Source organism: Crocosphaera sp. Alani8 (genome assembly GCF_038442745.1).
In the GTDB taxonomy this organism is placed as follows: Bacteria; Cyanobacteriota; Cyanobacteriia; order Cyanobacteriales; family Microcystaceae; genus Crocosphaera.
The window spans coordinates 1-17,597 of the sequence record NZ_JARVCN010000496.1 but is presented as its reverse complement, the minus strand read 5'-3'; the positions used below and the strand labels follow the sequence as shown (position 1 = coordinate 17,597).

General features: G+C 35.5%; 5 protein-coding genes. All 5 read right to left on the bottom strand.

The annotated features are described in order from the left end of the window. Positions 1 to 24: 24 nt before the first annotated feature. Positions 25 to 1,290 (bottom strand): condensation domain-containing protein, encoded by a 1,266-nt coding sequence (locus P9B04_RS24745; protein ID WP_342057617.1) that lies wholly within the window; start codon positions 1,288 to 1,290, stop codon positions 25 to 27. 198 nt (positions 1,291 to 1,488) lie between these two features. Beyond that, the gene (locus P9B04_RS24740; RefSeq protein ID WP_342057616.1) at positions 1,489 to 6,105 is read right to left on the bottom strand and encodes an amino acid adenylation domain-containing protein; all 4,617 of its coding nucleotides are present in this window, start codon (positions 6,103 to 6,105) and stop codon (positions 1,489 to 1,491) included. Between the two features lie 116 nt (positions 6,106 to 6,221). Continuing rightward, the gene (locus P9B04_RS24735) at positions 6,222 to 7,253 is read right to left on the bottom strand and encodes a TauD/TfdA family dioxygenase (RefSeq protein ID WP_342057615.1); all 1,032 of its coding nucleotides are present in this window, start codon (positions 7,251 to 7,253) and stop codon (positions 6,222 to 6,224) included. 48 nt (positions 7,254 to 7,301) lie between these two features. After that, positions 7,302 to 15,428, bottom strand: coding sequence for an amino acid adenylation domain-containing protein (locus P9B04_RS24730; RefSeq protein ID WP_342057614.1), 8,127 nt, complete (start codon positions 15,426 to 15,428; stop codon positions 7,302 to 7,304). A 93-nt stretch (positions 15,429 to 15,521) separates the two neighbouring features. Further along, a complete protein-coding gene (locus P9B04_RS24725; protein ID WP_342057613.1) occupies positions 15,522 to 17,522 on the bottom strand; it encodes a condensation domain-containing protein in 2,001 nt (666 codons plus the stop codon). Positions 17,523 to 17,597 lie beyond the last annotated feature (75 nt).

The following is a 17,597-nucleotide window of genomic DNA, read 5'->3' as shown; positions in this document are numbered from 1 at the left end:
GCTATATCCCTTATTAAATCTAGCTTATAGCTTTTTGTGTCCCCACGCCAGATAACCCATTTCTATATTTATCTCTGAACCAGGCATGATAGTAATACTTAAGGGATAATGAGTTATGTCAAGGGTTTGGACTTTTTCGACAGTTATTCCATTACTCTGTTGGGATAGAGAAGTCGCAATCGGATAATTTTCAAATATTAAAATACTATCAAAGAGAGGAAATTTGCTCGGGACTTCGCTCCAACTTTGAATATCAACCAGAGAACTATAACTATAAGACTCTCGTTCAATTTGTTGATTTACTAGTTTTTGTAACCAAGAAATCAAGGTCTCATTTCTAGGTATTGAAATACGAACAGGAAGGGTATTAATAAAAAGGCCCACCATAGATTCGACCCCTGGGAGTTGAGGAGGACGACCGGAGACTGTCCCTCCAAAGACTATATCCGACTCCCCACTATAGTGACTCAATAATAAGGCCCATACTCCCTGAAAAATACTATTAAGGGTTAATTTGTGCTGACGACAAATTTTCTGTAAATTATCGGAAAGTACCTCAGATAATTTAAGAGATGTTTCCTGATAATTAAAATCTTTATTCCTATTTAAATTACGGGAAAGTGTAGTTTTCAAAAGGTTAGGACTACTGAAACCTTGTAGATTATTCCGCCAAAATTTTTCGGCTTGCTCTAGGTCTTGTTTTTCTAACCAAAGAATATAATTACGATAAGGAACAGGAGGAGCTATGTTCAGGGTTTTTCCTTGAGAAAATGATTCATAAAAAGCTAACACCTCTCGGAAAATAATCGATGAACACCAGCCATCTTTTAAAATGTGGTGATAACTCCAAATGAACTGAAAAGCTTCATCTTCTAGTTGAATTAAGGTACAACGCATCAAAGGAGCTTTCCTCAAGTCAAAGCCTTGTTTTTGCTCAGTTTTTAGTAATGCTTCTAGTTCAAGTTCCTGTTGCTCTTTAGAAAAATGTCTCCAGTCATGACTTATCCAAGGTAATTCAGCTTGTTTCCGAACAATTTGTAAAGGGGTTTCTCTTTTTTCCCAGATAAAAAAAGTTCGCAAAACACTGTGGCGATTAACAACCTGTTGCCATGCTTTTTTCAAAGAGATTTTATCTATACTCCCAGAGAGTCTAACACTTAATTGAATAGAATAGATACCAGAATTTTGCTCATAAAGGGAATGAAACAATAGTCCTTTTTGCAAAGGAGAAAGGGAATAAATGTCTTCAATATTTTTTTTGCTCTGTTTTTTCTGCGCAGATAATACCAAATCCGATTCTAAAACCCATCTTATCTTCTAGAAGAGGCAGGAGGCAGGGGGCAGGAGGAAGAAGGGTTTTCAAGTTTTAAGCTATCAATTTAAAAAGGGGGTAACAAGAGCGGATTTGGTATAAGTTAACCATAGTTATGTCCTTAAATTTATTGTAAATAAAAAAATTGGCAATTAAAATGTCAATCAAAAGTTAATTTAATCTATTTCCAAAAGAAGATCATCTAATTCATCTTGACTTAAGCCAGTTGCTGAAAAATCAGATGGAGTGTAACCACCAGCATCGGAAGACTGGCAGTGTTCAATTAGTTTTTCCAAAGCATTTATATACCCTTGAGCTAGTTTTTTAATAGTGCTTGTTTGGTACAGTTTTTTACTGTAACTCCAAGTTACTTGTAACCGATTTGAACTAACTATGCTGTTAATATCAATCAAGTAATTATTTACAGATGTTGGACTTTTAGATAAACCTGTTGATTCTGACGCTACTTTTAACAAATAAGACTGAAAATCATACTCATTAACCTGACCTAAATAATTGAAACGAACCTGAGATTTAGTTCTATCTTTTAACTCATTTCTAATCGCTTCATCCATTGTTAAGTAACGGAGAATACCATAGCCTATACCTTTGTTTGGAATTTGCCTCAACTGCTCTTTGATGCTTTTAATCATCTCTCCCTGATTTGAGGCTTTAGGGATAGTTAATAAAACGGGAAAAATAGAAGTAAACCAGCCAATAGTACGAGAAATATCAACATCTTCAAATAAGTCCTCCCTTCCATGTCCTTCTAAATCTATCAACAATGAATATTCATCTAACCAATTAGCAAAAGTTTGGACTAAAGCTGTCAACAAAATATCATTAATCTGAGTATTGTAAACTTGGGGTATGTCTTCTATAAGAAGACGAGTTTTTTCTTCACCTAAAGACACAATCAAGTGATCTGTAGAAGCAACTTTGTTCTCGTCTAAACCAACAGAATAATCGATCGGAATAGATTGATTATTTATTGGTACTTGTCCTAACCAATAATCTAACTCTGATTTCAGTTCCTCTGATTGAGCATAAATTTTGAGGTTTTCTCCCCATTTTTGAAAAGAAGTGGTTTTCAAAGGTAGTTCAATCTTTTGTCCCTGCTTAAGTTGTTGATAAACTATCCCAAAATCTTGTAATAAAATCCGCCAAGAAACTCCATCTACAACTAAATGATGAATGACAATTAAAAGACGACTAGGTTGATTATTTCCTAAATGCAACAACGTTGCTCTCATAATTGGTCCTTCGCTTAAATTCAGAGAGCGTTGACACTCATTAATCTTCTCCTGAAGTTTCTCTGTTTGCTCAGATGAAGAAATATTAGATAAATCCACAACCTCAAAAGGAGTGAATTCACTGGGGGGACTATACGTCTGTGTCCAAACATTATCCTCAGTTTTGAAAATTAATCTTAACCCATCATGGTGCAGTAATAGATGTTTAAAACTTTGCTCTAAATATTCGATATTAATATTTTCTTCAACCTCTAATAAAACTGCCTGATTCCAATGAAAAGTCTCCGGATTATTTTGTTCAAAAAACCACTTTTGAATAGGGGTAATAATAGCAGATCCTTCGGTTAACCCTTCCTCAGAAGATGGTCTTGAATTTATCTCCGCTACTGTAGCTAACTTAGCAACTGTTTGATGTTCAAATAGTTGTTTTGGTGTAATTTTGATTCCAGCTTGGTTAGCACGAGCAATAATTTGAATGCTAAGGATAGAATCTCCTCCCAATTCAAAGAAGTTGTGATTTATACCGATCTCTTCTTGTCCTAAAATATCTGACCAAATTCTTATCAAAGTTTCTTCAATTGCATTACTAGGAGCAACATAATTTTCAGAAATAGAGCAAAGTTCTGGATCAGGAAGTTGAGAGCGATCAATTTTTCCATTAGTGGTTAAAGGAAGGGTTTTTAAGAATATGAAAACCCTAGGAATCATATAATCAGGAAGTTGCGTTTTGAGATAATTAATAATTTCTGCCTTTAACTGGTGGGAATTTGATACTAAATCCTGATGGGTAGTAACATAAGCAACTAAATACTTATTATTCTGAGAATTATCTCTAAGTAAAACAATTGCATCTCTAATATCTTGATGCTTGTTTAAATTGGCTTCTATTTCTCCTAATTCTAGACGAAATCCTCGTAACTTAACTTGATTATCAACTCTTCCGAGAAATTCAATATTTCCATCCCCTAAATAACGAGCTAAATCTCCTGTTTTATATAACTTTTGCTCTGGATTAAAGGGATTCGTGATAAATTTTTCATCAGTTAGTTTAGAACGGTTTAGATAACCTCTAGTTAAGTTTTCTCCTCCAATATATATCTCTCCTGGAACATTAATAGAAACGGGGTTTAAGTAACGGTCTAGCAGATAAATTTGTGTATTATTAATAGGAGAGCCAATGGGTACCGTTTGTGCTGTTTGAGGACGTTTCTCGAGATTAACAGGATAAGTCAATACACCAATTGTTGTTTCTGTGGGACCGTAATGATTGAAAATTTGACATTCTGGTTTGTATTCAGTAATTTGCTCTACTAATGTCCAATTTAAAGTCTCACCCCCTAAAATTAACCTCTGATTAGGTAATATTTCTTCTGGAGAGTTTGCCGCAGCGATTAATGTTGATAAATGAGAGGGAACAATTTTTAAACAATCAATGGGATAACGACGACAATATTCAGCTAATTTATTAACATCGGTGACTCTATTTTCAGAAATCAGATGAAGACAACCTCCCATAAATAATGTTGGAAAGATTGCTGTATTTCCTAAGTCAGCAGCTAAACTTGAAACATGGGCAAAATGACAAACTTCTGGCAATTTCAGTCTTTCTATGATGCTATAAACATAGTTCATTAACTGTTTGTGTTCCACTGCAACTGCTTTAGGTTTACCTGTAGAACCAGAGGTATATATAATGTAGGCTAAATTGTTAGCTGAGACTTCAATGTTAACATTTTCTTCTTTTGCTTCAGAAATCTTGTCTTTCTCTATGTCTAAATTAATAAGAGTCCTTGAGAAATTCTGGATATTTTTAAACAAATTATCTTGAGTGATTAAAGCAGTAACATCAACATCTTTTAAACGAAAGTCTAACCCTTCTTGAGGTAATGTTGGATCTAAGGGAAGATATGTAGCACCTATTTTGTGAATCGCCAATATTGCAATAATCAAGTCTATAGACCTATCTATATATAAAGCAACTATACTTTCTTTTGTAACTCCCTTATCTATTAGATAATGAGCAATTTGATTAGATTTTCTGTTCAATTCATCATAGGTTAATTTCTGTTCTTCAAAAATAATAGCCGGATTATCTGGTGTCTGTTTTGCTTGGTTTTCAACTTGGATATGAGTTAAGGTTTCTTGAGAATATCTTTTACCTGTGTTGTTGAAATCAACCAGGACTTTTTGCTTTTCTGAAGAGCTTAAAATGCTTAATTTATCAAGACAAGCGGTTGGATTCTCAATAATGTTGCTTAATAGCGTTATAAACTGCTCCTCTAATTGTTTAATATCATAATTTTCAAAGAATCGTTCGTCGTAATTAAAGTTAAGGTTCAAAGTCCCATTATTAGAATAGGCAATTAATTTCAGTTTAAATGGTGATATATAACTGTATTTTTTGGTGACAGAAAAAGAAATATTTTGAGTGGAGTAATTTGGAAAACTTTCTTCCCAATCGAAACAATAGGGAAAGAAAGCATCAGATATATCTTTACTTTCTCCCTCTAGATTATTCCAAGTGAAAAAGTCTTGGTACTTTTTAAATTCTATGTTTCTAGCACTAATTTGTTCTACAATTTCTATAAATGTATTTTTATCCTCTAAGTGAATAGTCATTGGTAAGTATTTCGCTAACAAACCCATTGCTTGAGCTAAGTCCTCATCGCTACGACCATCAGAAAGACTACCGATAATAATGTTTGATTTATTAGTCAGTTTAAAAAGCAATATATAAAAAGTCGATAATAAAAATTCAGAAATAGATAGATCACATTGGTTAGTGATATTTTCGATTTTACTCAGTAAAGTTTTAGAAACTGAAATCGGGTAAGTTTCTGCTTTAAAGTTTCGTTTTTGTTCAAGCTTCTCATTTAATAGTCGAAAATTGTTTAAGTCATTTATATCAATTTCTTGCCAGTATTTCTTCCCTATCTCTGTTTCTTCATCTTCTAAAATTTCTTGTAACCACTCTGCTATATCTGCATATTGAATCTCAGCGGCAGGCAACTCTTCATTCTGTACACAAGCTTGATAAGTCTCACTCAATTCACGGATAAAATTGTTTAGAGTTACACTATCTCCACATAAAACAGGCAATTTAACGAGTAGAATGTACTGATCTTGTGAGACTTTAATTAATACCGATTTAAGTAATGAAAGTTTCTGAAAATCAAATATTTCTTTATCAAAAATAATTGATATAGACTGAAGTTTTTCTTTCTGTTCTGAATCAGTGAATTGACTTAAATCCTCAAATCTATTATCAACACAAGAATGATCTACTATTTGCTGTAATGGATATTCCATCCCCGGCAATAGAGAGAAAATAGTGCGGAAATTCTCGTGACGTTCAATGACCTTAGAGAAAGCTTTCTGAAAGATATCTAAATCCAATTCTCCTACAATTGAAACTGAACAACTCACTTGATAGGGAATATTCTGATGTTTTCGTTGTAACGACCAAATATATTCTTGCTGAGGAGAAATTCTATATCCGTCATCAATTTCTTGGTTTGTTTTTAAGTCAAAATTTTCCATTTTGTCTATCTCCACTTAATTGCCTAGATGTGTAGTAATTTCAAAATATAAAAGCAACATTAACTTATGTCACATTAATTAATAAAGTTCTCAATACTTTTCTGATAATTGAGAAATTATTCCCCCGAAGATGTCAAATCAGACATACCTACCACAACCTTACGTGAACCAATAAATGGCATTCTTCCATGAGCAGTAAGAAGGTTATCAAGTAGCAGTAAATCTCCTGATTGCCAGGGGAAAGTAATGGCTTCTTGTTGATAAATATTGCGGATTTCTTTCAGTACAGAAGTCTCTAGAGAACTTCCATCACCATAGTAAGCATTACGGGGTAATTCGTCTTCTGTAAAAACTTCTAGAAGACTATTCCGAATCAATGAATTCAAGCTAGAAATATGAAATAAATGAGCTTGATTAAACCAGACCATTTCCTTACTTTGGGGATGCTCTACAACCCCTTGGCAAACTTGGCGGGTTTTTAATATATCCCCTATCCATTTAAACTGAATTTTGTTTTTTTTGCAATAGTTTTCTACATCTAATTTGCTGTTTGTTTGAAAAACTTTTTGCCAGGGTAAATCTAACTCTTCCCCATAGTTTCTCACATACATTACCCCTTTTCCCTGAAATTTTTTTCTAATTTTTGGAGCTATTTTCTGAAAAATTTTGCGACTATCAGCAATAGGAGTTGCACCGCCTTTATCCGCAGCTTTGACACAATAAAAAGCAATTTTACTTGGCCAACTAGAAGTATAAGACATCTCATTGTGTAGAGGAATAGACTGCTCTGGGGGATACTCTGTAGAAGTATAAATTTTCCCATTTAATTTACTTCTAGGTGTCGAACCATAGGAATAATCAAGTAAGTTTCCAAACAGGGAGTTCATAAACTCTTCAAATTCATTAATACCTGTTAGCTGAAAACCTCTAAATAGGATTGCTCCTTTTTGGTGTAAATGTGTGTTAATCAGTTTTCGATTATCAACAGCCCAAGAGACAAGATTTAATTTTATTTTATTAGCTTGGATGATTAGAGGGATTGGCTGATTTTCAAAGAAGCTTTCATTAGTCAGTTGCTGGTTAGATACACTAACTGCTTTTCTTTTAATCGATCTTAGTTTTTTGGTTCCTATCGCTGAATTGTTCATAATATTTATTGATTATTTGACTGATTGTTGAGCAAGTTAAATAATTGTCTATTTACGTTTTCTTCGTTTAAGCTTTTGGCGAACGTTAGACAACAATTTTTCTTCTTTTTCTCGTTTTTTATGTTCTTTGTCAGTGGCTATTTCTTCTTTAATTTCTGATAAACATATACTGGATTGATTTACTAAATAATTAGCAACTAGATTATAATGTTTTGACATTAAATCAATTGTATCAGAGTTGAACAAAGAAGTCTTGTATTGAAATATTCCCAAAAATTTCCCTTTTTCTTCTGCTATTCTTAGTGTTAAGTCATGGCGAACTAAGCCGTGAGCAAACTTTATTGCTTCCCAGTCCAATTTTGGTAACTTTAAGTTCATTTCTGAAGATTCATTGAGGACAAACCAAACTTGAAACAAAGGATTATACTGCAAGGTTCGCTCAATATTTAATTCATTAACAATTCTATCAAAAGGTATTTCTTGATTGGAATAAGCATTAAGGGATATTTTTCTGACCTGTTGTAAAATGTCCTGAAGACTATCATCTTGTGAAAATTTAATCCTTAAGACAAGAGTGTTGACAAAAAATCCAATCATATTTCGTGTTTCTTGTTGTTGCCGATTGGCAATAGGAGAACCAACACAAATATCCTCATCTCCACTGTAACAATAAAGTAAAATATGAAAAGCAGTTAACATTGTCATAAATACAGTCATTTTCTCTTGTTGACTAAACTGTTTAATTTTAGTCGTTAACTCAGAAGATAAGCTAAACTGAAATTCTGTCCCTTGATAATTTTGAACCGATGAGCGAGGATTATCAAAGGGTAAATTCAAGTAAGAAGAAGAATTTTCTAGTTGATTTTTCCAATACTCTAACTGTTTCTGGAATATCTCTTGATGTGATAATTCTTGTTGCCAATTTGCATAGTCAGCATATTGAACTTTTAAGGTTGGCAAAATAGGATTTTTATCTTCAATATAGCTTTGATAAAGCACTAAAAATTCTTTGATAAATATCTCAATTGACCAGGCATCCGAAATAATATGATGCATGGTTAATAGTAAAATATTCTCATATTTTTCTAGAGGAATAATACTCACCCTTATTAGACTGTCTTTGCTTAAGTCAAAAGGGTTCCTTATTTCTTGATCAATTAATTCTTGGATATTACTATTTTGGTTAATTTCTAAAATTTTCACATCAAGATAATGTCCCGAAGGAGAGTCATTAATTATCTGGACAGGTTGTCCTTGTTTCATTTCAAAGGTAGTTCTTAATGACTCGTGACGCTCAATAATGGCGTTGATACTTTTTGACAATGCCTCGAAATCTAACTCTCCTATCAACCTTAGACCACCGAATAAATTATAAGCGGCGTTAGCTCCTTCGAGTTGGTCTAAGAACCAGAGTCTTTGTTGTGTGAAGGATAATGGTAAATCTCCTTGTCTTGTAATGGACTTGATCTGCGAAATATCTAAATTGTTATTAGCTAATGAGATTTTTTGGGCTAATTGACTGACTGTGGGGTTTTCAAACAGAGATTGTAAAGATAATTCTATGGATACAGTCTGACGGAGTTTAGAGACAATTTGAGCGGCTATTAAGGAATGTCCTCCTAATTCAAAGAAGTTATCATGAATTCCTATTGGTTTTACATTTAGCTCTTCTTGCCAAATACTGACAATTAATTCTTCTACGGGAGTACAGGGTGCAACATAAATTGTCTCGCTGATAGTGTCCACCTGATCTGGAATGGGTAACGCTTTGCGATCAACTTTTCCATTAGGATTAAGAGGCAATTCTTCTAGGGGAACCCAGACAGTAGGAATCATATATTCTGGTAAATTTTCTCTGAGAAATTCACTCAGTTCCTCGAAACTCAAGGAATTATCTTCACTGATAATATAGGCAACTAAGCGTTTTTCGTTAGGGAGACGTTCTGTTGTTATAACCACAGTTTCTTTGACTTGCGGATGGTTATTGAGAATGGCTTCAATTTCTCCAAGTTCAATGCGGAAACCCTTAATCTTGACTTGGCGATCAATACGTCCGACAAATTCTATATTCCCATTGGGTAACCAACGAGCGAGATCCCCAGTTCGGTATAATTTGTCTTGTTTGTTTTGACTAAAGGGGTTAGGAATAAACTTCTCTTTGGTCAATTCCGGTAAATTTAAATACCCTTGTGCTAGTCCATCACCTCCAATATAGAGTTCCCCTGTTAAACCTTTGGGTAAGAGATTGCCATTTTTATCGAGGATGTAAATTTGCGTATTGTTGATAGGTTTTCCAATGGGAATTGTATTTTTCTTCAGGTATTCCTCTATATCTGCGTTGGGATCTTCGGTAAATCTGAGATAGATACCTTTTTTCTCAATACCAGTAATTTCTGTATCCCCTGAGTCAATTTCTGGCATAAGAACCTTGTCTTGACTACCGAATTGTTCCTGATTTCTTGCTTGAATTTGATAAGCAATTCTCAAGTTATCCTCAAGTACACTATGCAAATCTGTTGCGGTTGTATTGGGATTAGATAAAACAGTACGAAAAACTACTATTTCTTGCTCATAGGCAGGGTCGAGCAAGGTTGTTTTTGAAACAAAGGTTCTTCCTTGGGAAAATTGTTCTTCTTGTATTTTTTGATTGAGTTGATTAATTCTTTGAATCTCATCATCACTCAAAGATTTTTCTGGTACTTTTTCTCTTAAATCATCAGGAATATATCGATAGTTAACGATATTTAAAGCTGGTTGCATAATAAGTTCAAATTGCTCTAAACGGTCAATCAATCGAGCAAAGTATTGAGCCTTCTCAATACCATTATCGATAAGAATTTCATAGCCTTTTTTGCCAATAATATGTAATGCTCCGTGTAAACATAAAGAAAGTGCTGAACGGGAACCCTCAATGGTAAATCTTCCTACATCATAAGTATCTCGTTGAGCCTGATAACGGGCAGTAGTTGCAGTAAAGTTTAAAAGTTCTGGGTCTTTAAATAAACAAACACTAATTCCTTGGGGTAAATATAGTTGCTTATGACCACAAATGGTGACAGAATCGGCTTTTTCAATCCCTTTTAATTTTCCTTTATGTTTGTCAGAAAATACTGTTGGACCTCCCCAAGCACCATCTACATGAAAATGAATGTTAAATTTCTGGGCAATATCTCCTAACTCTGATAGAGGATCGACTTGACCCGTTTCTGTTGCTCCTGCAATACCAACAATAGCAAGGATAAATAGGTGATTTTTTCTGCATTCTTGAATTGTTTCTTCTAGCTGCTCAATGTCTAAATTACCTTCACTATTACTGTCAATAAAGATAATATTATTTGTTCCCAGACCCAACATTGAAGAAGCTTTGTCAAGAGAGTAGTGCATTAAACGGGAGCCGATAATAACGATATCTTCATAGCCTTTTTTCATCAAAATCTTATAGAGACTTTCTTTTAATAACTCTGAGGAGTTTTCTTGCCTTAATAGACCTGCATTTCTAGCACATAATAAAGCACTGATATTTGCGGTGGTTCCCCCAGTTGTAACAATACCTAAATTGCTATTTTTCTGTTGAATATTCTCTGTGTAAAATTCCTCTGAAAATCCATAGACGAGACGATGCAACATGGCAATCGCTTCTCTTTCCAAAAACAATAAAGATTTGGAAGTTTCGATTTTGACTAGGTTTTGGTTCAATTGTGAGATCAGCTTGCTCATATCGTGCAGAAAGTCTGGCAAAGCTGATGTCATGTGTCCAATAAATGTGGGGGAACTGGTATCAATAACGTAAGGAAGAACTTCTTGAGACAATTGTGTATAATACCTGTCAACTGTTACCGGATATGAGGGGAGTTCGCTTCGTTGAAACTGTTTGGCTAGAATATCTGTATTTACACCAGGTTGTGTAAAGGGTTTATGGTGAGGACTGACATTGCGATCTTCTGATGCACCCAGAACTAATTCTGGCTTGAAATATTCTAGGATTTTTTGCCCTGTTTCCCAAAAATTGACCTCAAAATAGGTAACATCAGCAGTAACTTCTGAAGAACCATAGAGATTAAACAATCTAGCAGAACCAAGGTTTTTGTGAAATTCTTCTGCTAAACTCAATGGCAAGGCTTCACCACTACAAAAAACATATTTCAGGCGATGAAGTTCTGATAGTTTTTCGGGTGAACTGTGTATCATTGCTTTGAGTAAGGATGGAACCAAAACAATTCTTGTTATGTTTTTCTCCTTCAACAAGTTCATCAGTGCGAGAACATCTCCCCGTATTTTATCTGGAACTATGATCAGGGGTATTCCTTGTAAAAGGGGAGAAAAGATTTCTGCAACGTGATCGACAAAACTGATGGAAGTTTTCTGAGCGCAAACCTCATCATCCGCAAAGGGTAGCTTCTCCCACATCCAATGTAAACGATTAACCAGTCCGCGAATTTTACCTAAAACCCCTTTTGGTCTTCCGCTTGAACCAGAGGTATAAATCACATAAGCTAAGTCATCTAAAGTAGCATCAGAAGTGAGGTTTTCCCTGCTCTGTTGGTCAATAATATCTTTATCCCGATCCAAACAGATAATTTGAGCTTGTTGATGGGGAATTTTGCTAATTAACTGCTCTTGGGTCAACAAAATAGGCACATTAGAATCTTCTAGCATATATGCCAGTCGTTCTTGTGGATAGTTAGGATCTAACGGTACATAGACCCCATGAGCTTTGAGAACTCCTAACAAGCTCACCAAAAGCTCTACAGATGGTTCAAAATATATCCCTACTAGCACTCCCAAACTAACACCGAGCGATCGCAGATAATGAGCAAGTTGATTAGCTTTTGTATTCAGTTCCCGATATGTTAATTTTTGGTTTTCAAACTCCACTGCGACTGCATCGGGTGTTTTTTCTACCTGAACTTCAAATAATTGATGAACGCATAAGGAAGAATATTCAACTTTTGTCTCATTCCATTCAGACAACAATTGATGTTGTTCCGATTCACTGAGCAAGGGTAAGTCTGAGAACTCTTGTTGTGGTTTAATCACAGTTGCTTGTTCAATTTCTTTAGCTAACTGGGCAATGGTGGGTTTTTCAAATAAATTACGTAAAGGAATATCTACTTTAAATGTTTGTCTTATTTGAGACATTAAACGAGTCGCAATTAAGGAATGTCCTCCTAATTCAAAGAAGTTACTATTCACCCCTACTTTCTCTATCCCCAATATTTCTGACCAAATACCTGCTAATATTTCCTCCATTGGTGTTGAGGGTAGCACTATTTCCTCTGATGATAGTGCTGTTTCTTGAGGTGCCGGTAATGCTTTTCTATCAATCTTGCCATTGGGGGTTAATGGTAGTTCTTCTAATCTGACAAAGGCACTAGGAATCATGTAGCTGGGCAGTTTTTCTCCTAAAAATTCTCTCAACTCACTGGGGTTAATTCCTAACTCTTTTTGAGCAACAACATAAGTTACTAAGCGTTTATCTCCTGCTTGATCTTCTCTGGCAATTACTACTCCTTCTTTTACTGCTCCATATTTGGCTATTTGTGTTTCTATTTCCCCTAATTCGATGCGGAATCCTCGTATCTTGACTTGGTTGTCTATACGACCTAAATATTCTATGTCTCCATTGCCTAAATACCTGGCTAAGTCCCCAGTTCTATAAATACGACTTTCTTTTTGATTATTAAATGGGTTCTGGATAAATTTTTCTTGGGTTAGCTCGGGACGATTTAGATAGCCTCTTGCTAATCCTACTCCTCCAATACACAATTCTCCTACTACTCCTACTGGTACTGGTTGATTTGATTGGTCTAGGATGTATAGTTGTGTGTTGGCTATGCCATGACCAATTGGTATTAGTTCACTGTCGCTTTTAATCTGAGATACTGCTGACCAGATTGTGGTTTCTGTCGGACCGTACATATTCCATAAGGAGCCAGATCTTGGCAATAATTCTCTGGCTAGTTGTGGTGGTAATGCTTCTCCTCCACAAAGAATTTTTAATTTGTCGTTCCCTTGCCAACCTGCTGCTATGAGTAGCTTCCAGGTTGCAGGAGTTGCTTGCATTACTGTGGTTTTTGAGTCTGTTAGTTTGGCTAATAATTGCTTTCCGTCTGCGACTATTTCTTGAGGGGCAATTACTAGATGCGCACCGACTATCAGGGGTAGGAACAGTTCTAAGGCGGCGATGTCAAAGGAGTAGGTTGTTACTGCTAAGAGGGTGTCTTGTTCTGTTAACCCTGGGGTTTCTTTCATGGAGAACAAGAAGTTACTTAAGGCACTGTGGGGAATTTGTACTCCTTTGGGTTTCCCTGTGGAACCTGATGTGTAGATGGTGTAGGCTAAATTGTCTGTGGTTACTTCACTAATGATATTTTCCTGACTTTGTTGTGCAATATCAGCACTATCCTTATCGATGTAAACCAGTTGCCCTATATATTCTGGGATAACTTCGATGAGAGATGCTTGGGTTAGTAATAATGGTAGTTGGCTTTCTTGGAGGATAAATTTGATTCTTTGTTGGGGATAGTTGGGGTCTAATGGAACATAAGCTCCTCCTGCTTTAAGGATGGCTAAGAGTCCAATGACCATTTCTAAGGAGCGTTCGACACAAATTCCGACTAATACTTCTGGTTTTACCCCTAAAGAGCGCAGATAATAGGCTAGTTGATTGGCTTTGCTGTTTAGTTGCTCATAGGTTAATTTTTGCTCTTCAAATTCTACTGCTACTGCATGGGGGGTTTTTTCTACTTGATTCTCAAATATTTGATGAATACATAGGGGAGCATAGTTAACTGTTGTTTGATTCCATTCAGACAATAATTGCTCTCGTTCTGCTTCACTGAGTAAGGGTAAGTCTGACAAACTCTGTTGTGGGTTAGCGACAATGGCTGACAATAATGTTTCTAAATGTCCCACCATCCGCTTAATGGTCACAGGATCAAAGTAGTGTAAATCGTAGACAATTTCTAGGGATAACTCTTCCATCGGGACAACAAAGATGTTCAAAGGATAGTTATTCTGACCAACACCACTACAATTAGTAATTTTGAAAGTTTCGTTTTCTTGACTTAAGGCATCATTTATAGGGAAATTTTCAAAAGCAATAACACTATTAAACAAAGGAGTTCCTTTTGGTATTTCACTCCATTCTTGAATCGTCTTCAAAGGAGTCCACTCATACCGACGAGCATTCGCTTGTTGTGTTTGAAGTGCTTTCAACCAAGGAATAAGCTTATCAGTTTCAATAACTTTTACCCGTACTGGCAAGTTATTGATGAATAAACCCACTGCCGAGTTTACTCCTGGTAGATTTATAGGACGACCAGAACTAATAGCCCCAAAAACTATATCTTCTTCCCCACTATAACGACTCAATAGTAAAGCCCAAACCCCTTGTATCATCGTATTTAGGGTTAATTGATTTTGTCTGGCTAAGGACTTAAGTTGTTCTGTCTTTTCTTGGGATAAATTAATCTGCTCCTGACCATATTTCTCATACTGATTAGTATCAGATACACTGGTAATAAATTTATCTACTGGTAGAGGGGTAGGTGCTGTTATTCCTTGAAGTTCCTGTCGCCAGAAATTTTCGGACTCAGATGAATCTTGTTCTTGCAACCAACCAATATATTTTCGGTAAGGAAAGGATGGTTCGAGTTCTATTTGTTTGCTATTATTTAATGCTTTATATATTTCTAAGACTTCTTTAATTAAGATAACCCGTGACCAACCATCAAAGATGATATGATGGTTATTCCAAATAAATTCATAAACATCTTCATCTAGCTGAATTAAAGTCAGACGCATCAAAGGGGGTTTAGATAATTGATAAGGACGACTTTGATCAGCTTTAAGCAATATATCTAGTTTCTCTTCTTGAGTTATGCTATCGATGCCTTGCCAATCTAATTGTTCTAATTTTAGCGTTACTTTTCGATAAACTACTTGTACTGGCTCTTTAACTTCCTCCCAAAAAAAACAGGTTCGTAAAATAGTATGACGGTCAACCACTGATTGCCATGCCTGTTTAAAAGCAGATACGTTGATATTCCCTTTTAAAGTAAATCTTCCCTGATTACAATAGATACTAGATTCAGGATCATAGACAGCATGAAATAGCAATCCTTGCTGTGTTGGTGAGAGTTTATATATGTCTTGAATGTTGTTGGGTTTCATTTGCTAGTAAATGGAGGTTAGGGGTGGCTAAAATACAATTAGTAAGGTTTAGGAATTACCTCATCTTTCAGGTGGTGAAGATGTCAAAATTTATTAGGCATCCATTTGACTAATTTTGGCAAATAATTGGTCAAGTTCTGTTTGACTTACTTCTGCTTCTGGAAAATCTGAAGGGGTATAACTCCCTACTTCTATATCTTGACAATGGGTAATTAAGTTACGCAGTGCCTCTATAAAGTTGTCTGCTAAACTTTCAATGGTATTGGAGTCATAAATCTCCCGACTATAAGTCCAGTTAAATTGAATCTCTCCATTAGATACTAGCCCATCGATTTCTAGTAAATAGCTGCTGTTTCCCTGCTGACTGCGGTTTAAGTTCCTATTTCTCGAAGTCGTTTGAAAAATAGAAGTGTCTTGAAATACTTGGTCAAACTGACCTAAATAGTTGAATTTTAGTTGGGGTTGAGGTGTCGTTTCAAAAGGACTATTTTGATTGATGTATTTTAAAATTCCGTAGCTCTCACTATTGTTAGGAATTTTCCGCAACTGTTCTTTGATTGTTTTTAAAGATTCTCCCAGAGACGAACTATCTTTTAAACTAAGAAGTATAGGAAATTCAGTAGTAAACAAACCAACTGTACGGGATAAATCGATATCAGAGAATAAGTTTTCTCTTCCATTTCCTTCAAGAGCTATATAAAGTGAGTTATTGTTAGTCCATTGACAATAAGACTGAACTAAAGCTGTTAATAGTACATCGTTAATTTGAGTATTATAGGCTTTAGGAACTTCTTGCAGTAGGTCTTCAGTTTCTTTTTGATTTAGAGAAACTGAGATAGTTGTTGCAGAACCGAATTTGTTAACTTTTTGCTCTGGGGAAAAGGGAAAGTCTGTTGATGAGTCAATAATGGGTTTTGGAGTTTGACTTTGCCAGTATTCTAGTTCTAAAAGTGGGTCTGAAGAATCAACAAATTGGTTTAACTTTTCTGCCCATTGTTTAAAAGATGTAGTTTTTGTTGGTAGATTTACCTCTTTTTCTCCTTGAATAAGTTGTTGATAAGCTACTTGTATATCCTCTAATAAAATTTTCCAAGAGGTACTATCAACTACTAAATGATGAATAATTATTAATAGTTGATCTTGCTTGTCTTTGCCTAGCTCGAAATAAGCAACTTTAATTAATGGACCATTTGATAGGTTAAGACTAGCCTTTAATTCGGCTTCAATAGATGCTATTTTTTCTGTCTGTTTGGTTGCTAATTCCCCTGATAAATCTATTCTCGAAATTGGCACGATCTCATCTGGTGGAACATTGATTTGCTGCCAACCTTGTTCCGTTGCTTGAAAACGTAGTCTGAGTGCGTCATGATGTTCAAGCAATTGTTTTATAACTTGTTGCAATATATCATAGTCTAACTCTTGTTGCACCTCTAATAACATTGACTGATGACATTGGTTCGGATTGGAAAATTCCTGAGCGAAAAACCACTGTTGTATAGGGGTAAGGGGAACTTTTCCTGTGACAATCCCTGTTTCTGTTTGGATGGATTCGATGGTTTTAGCTACTGCTGCTAATTGAACAATTGTCGGATACTCAAATAATTGTTGTGGGGTGAGTTGTAAACCCATCTCATTTGCTTTGGAAATTACTTGAATACTCAGGATTGAGTCCCCTCCTAGTTGGAAAAAGTTGTCTTCAACACTAATTCGGTCTAAACCCAAAATTTCAGCCCAAATCGTTGCTAATGTTTCTTCTTGGGGAGTGTTTGGAGCAACATAATTACTTTCTTCTTTTGGTGCAGGTAATGCTTTATAGTCTATTTTTCCATTACCAGTTAAAGGGATGGTTTTGAGGGTGACAAACCGATGAGGCACCATATATTGAGGTAATCTCGTCCTGACAAACTCTTGTAAGTTGTCAGTGGTGTGAGAACCTAATACCATATAAGCAACTAATCTCTGCTTACCTTTTTCGTCTTCGGGGATAGTAACTACAGCTTGTTTGACTGATGGGTGTTGCTTTAAGGCTACTTCTATCTCTCCTAGTTCGATGCGGAAACCACGAATCTTGACTTGGCGATCGCTTCTCCCCAAAAATTCAATACTGCCATCCGGAAGAGAAGCTTCTCAAAAAGTCTGGGGGGACTCGCCGAAAGTTAGGGGACAAAG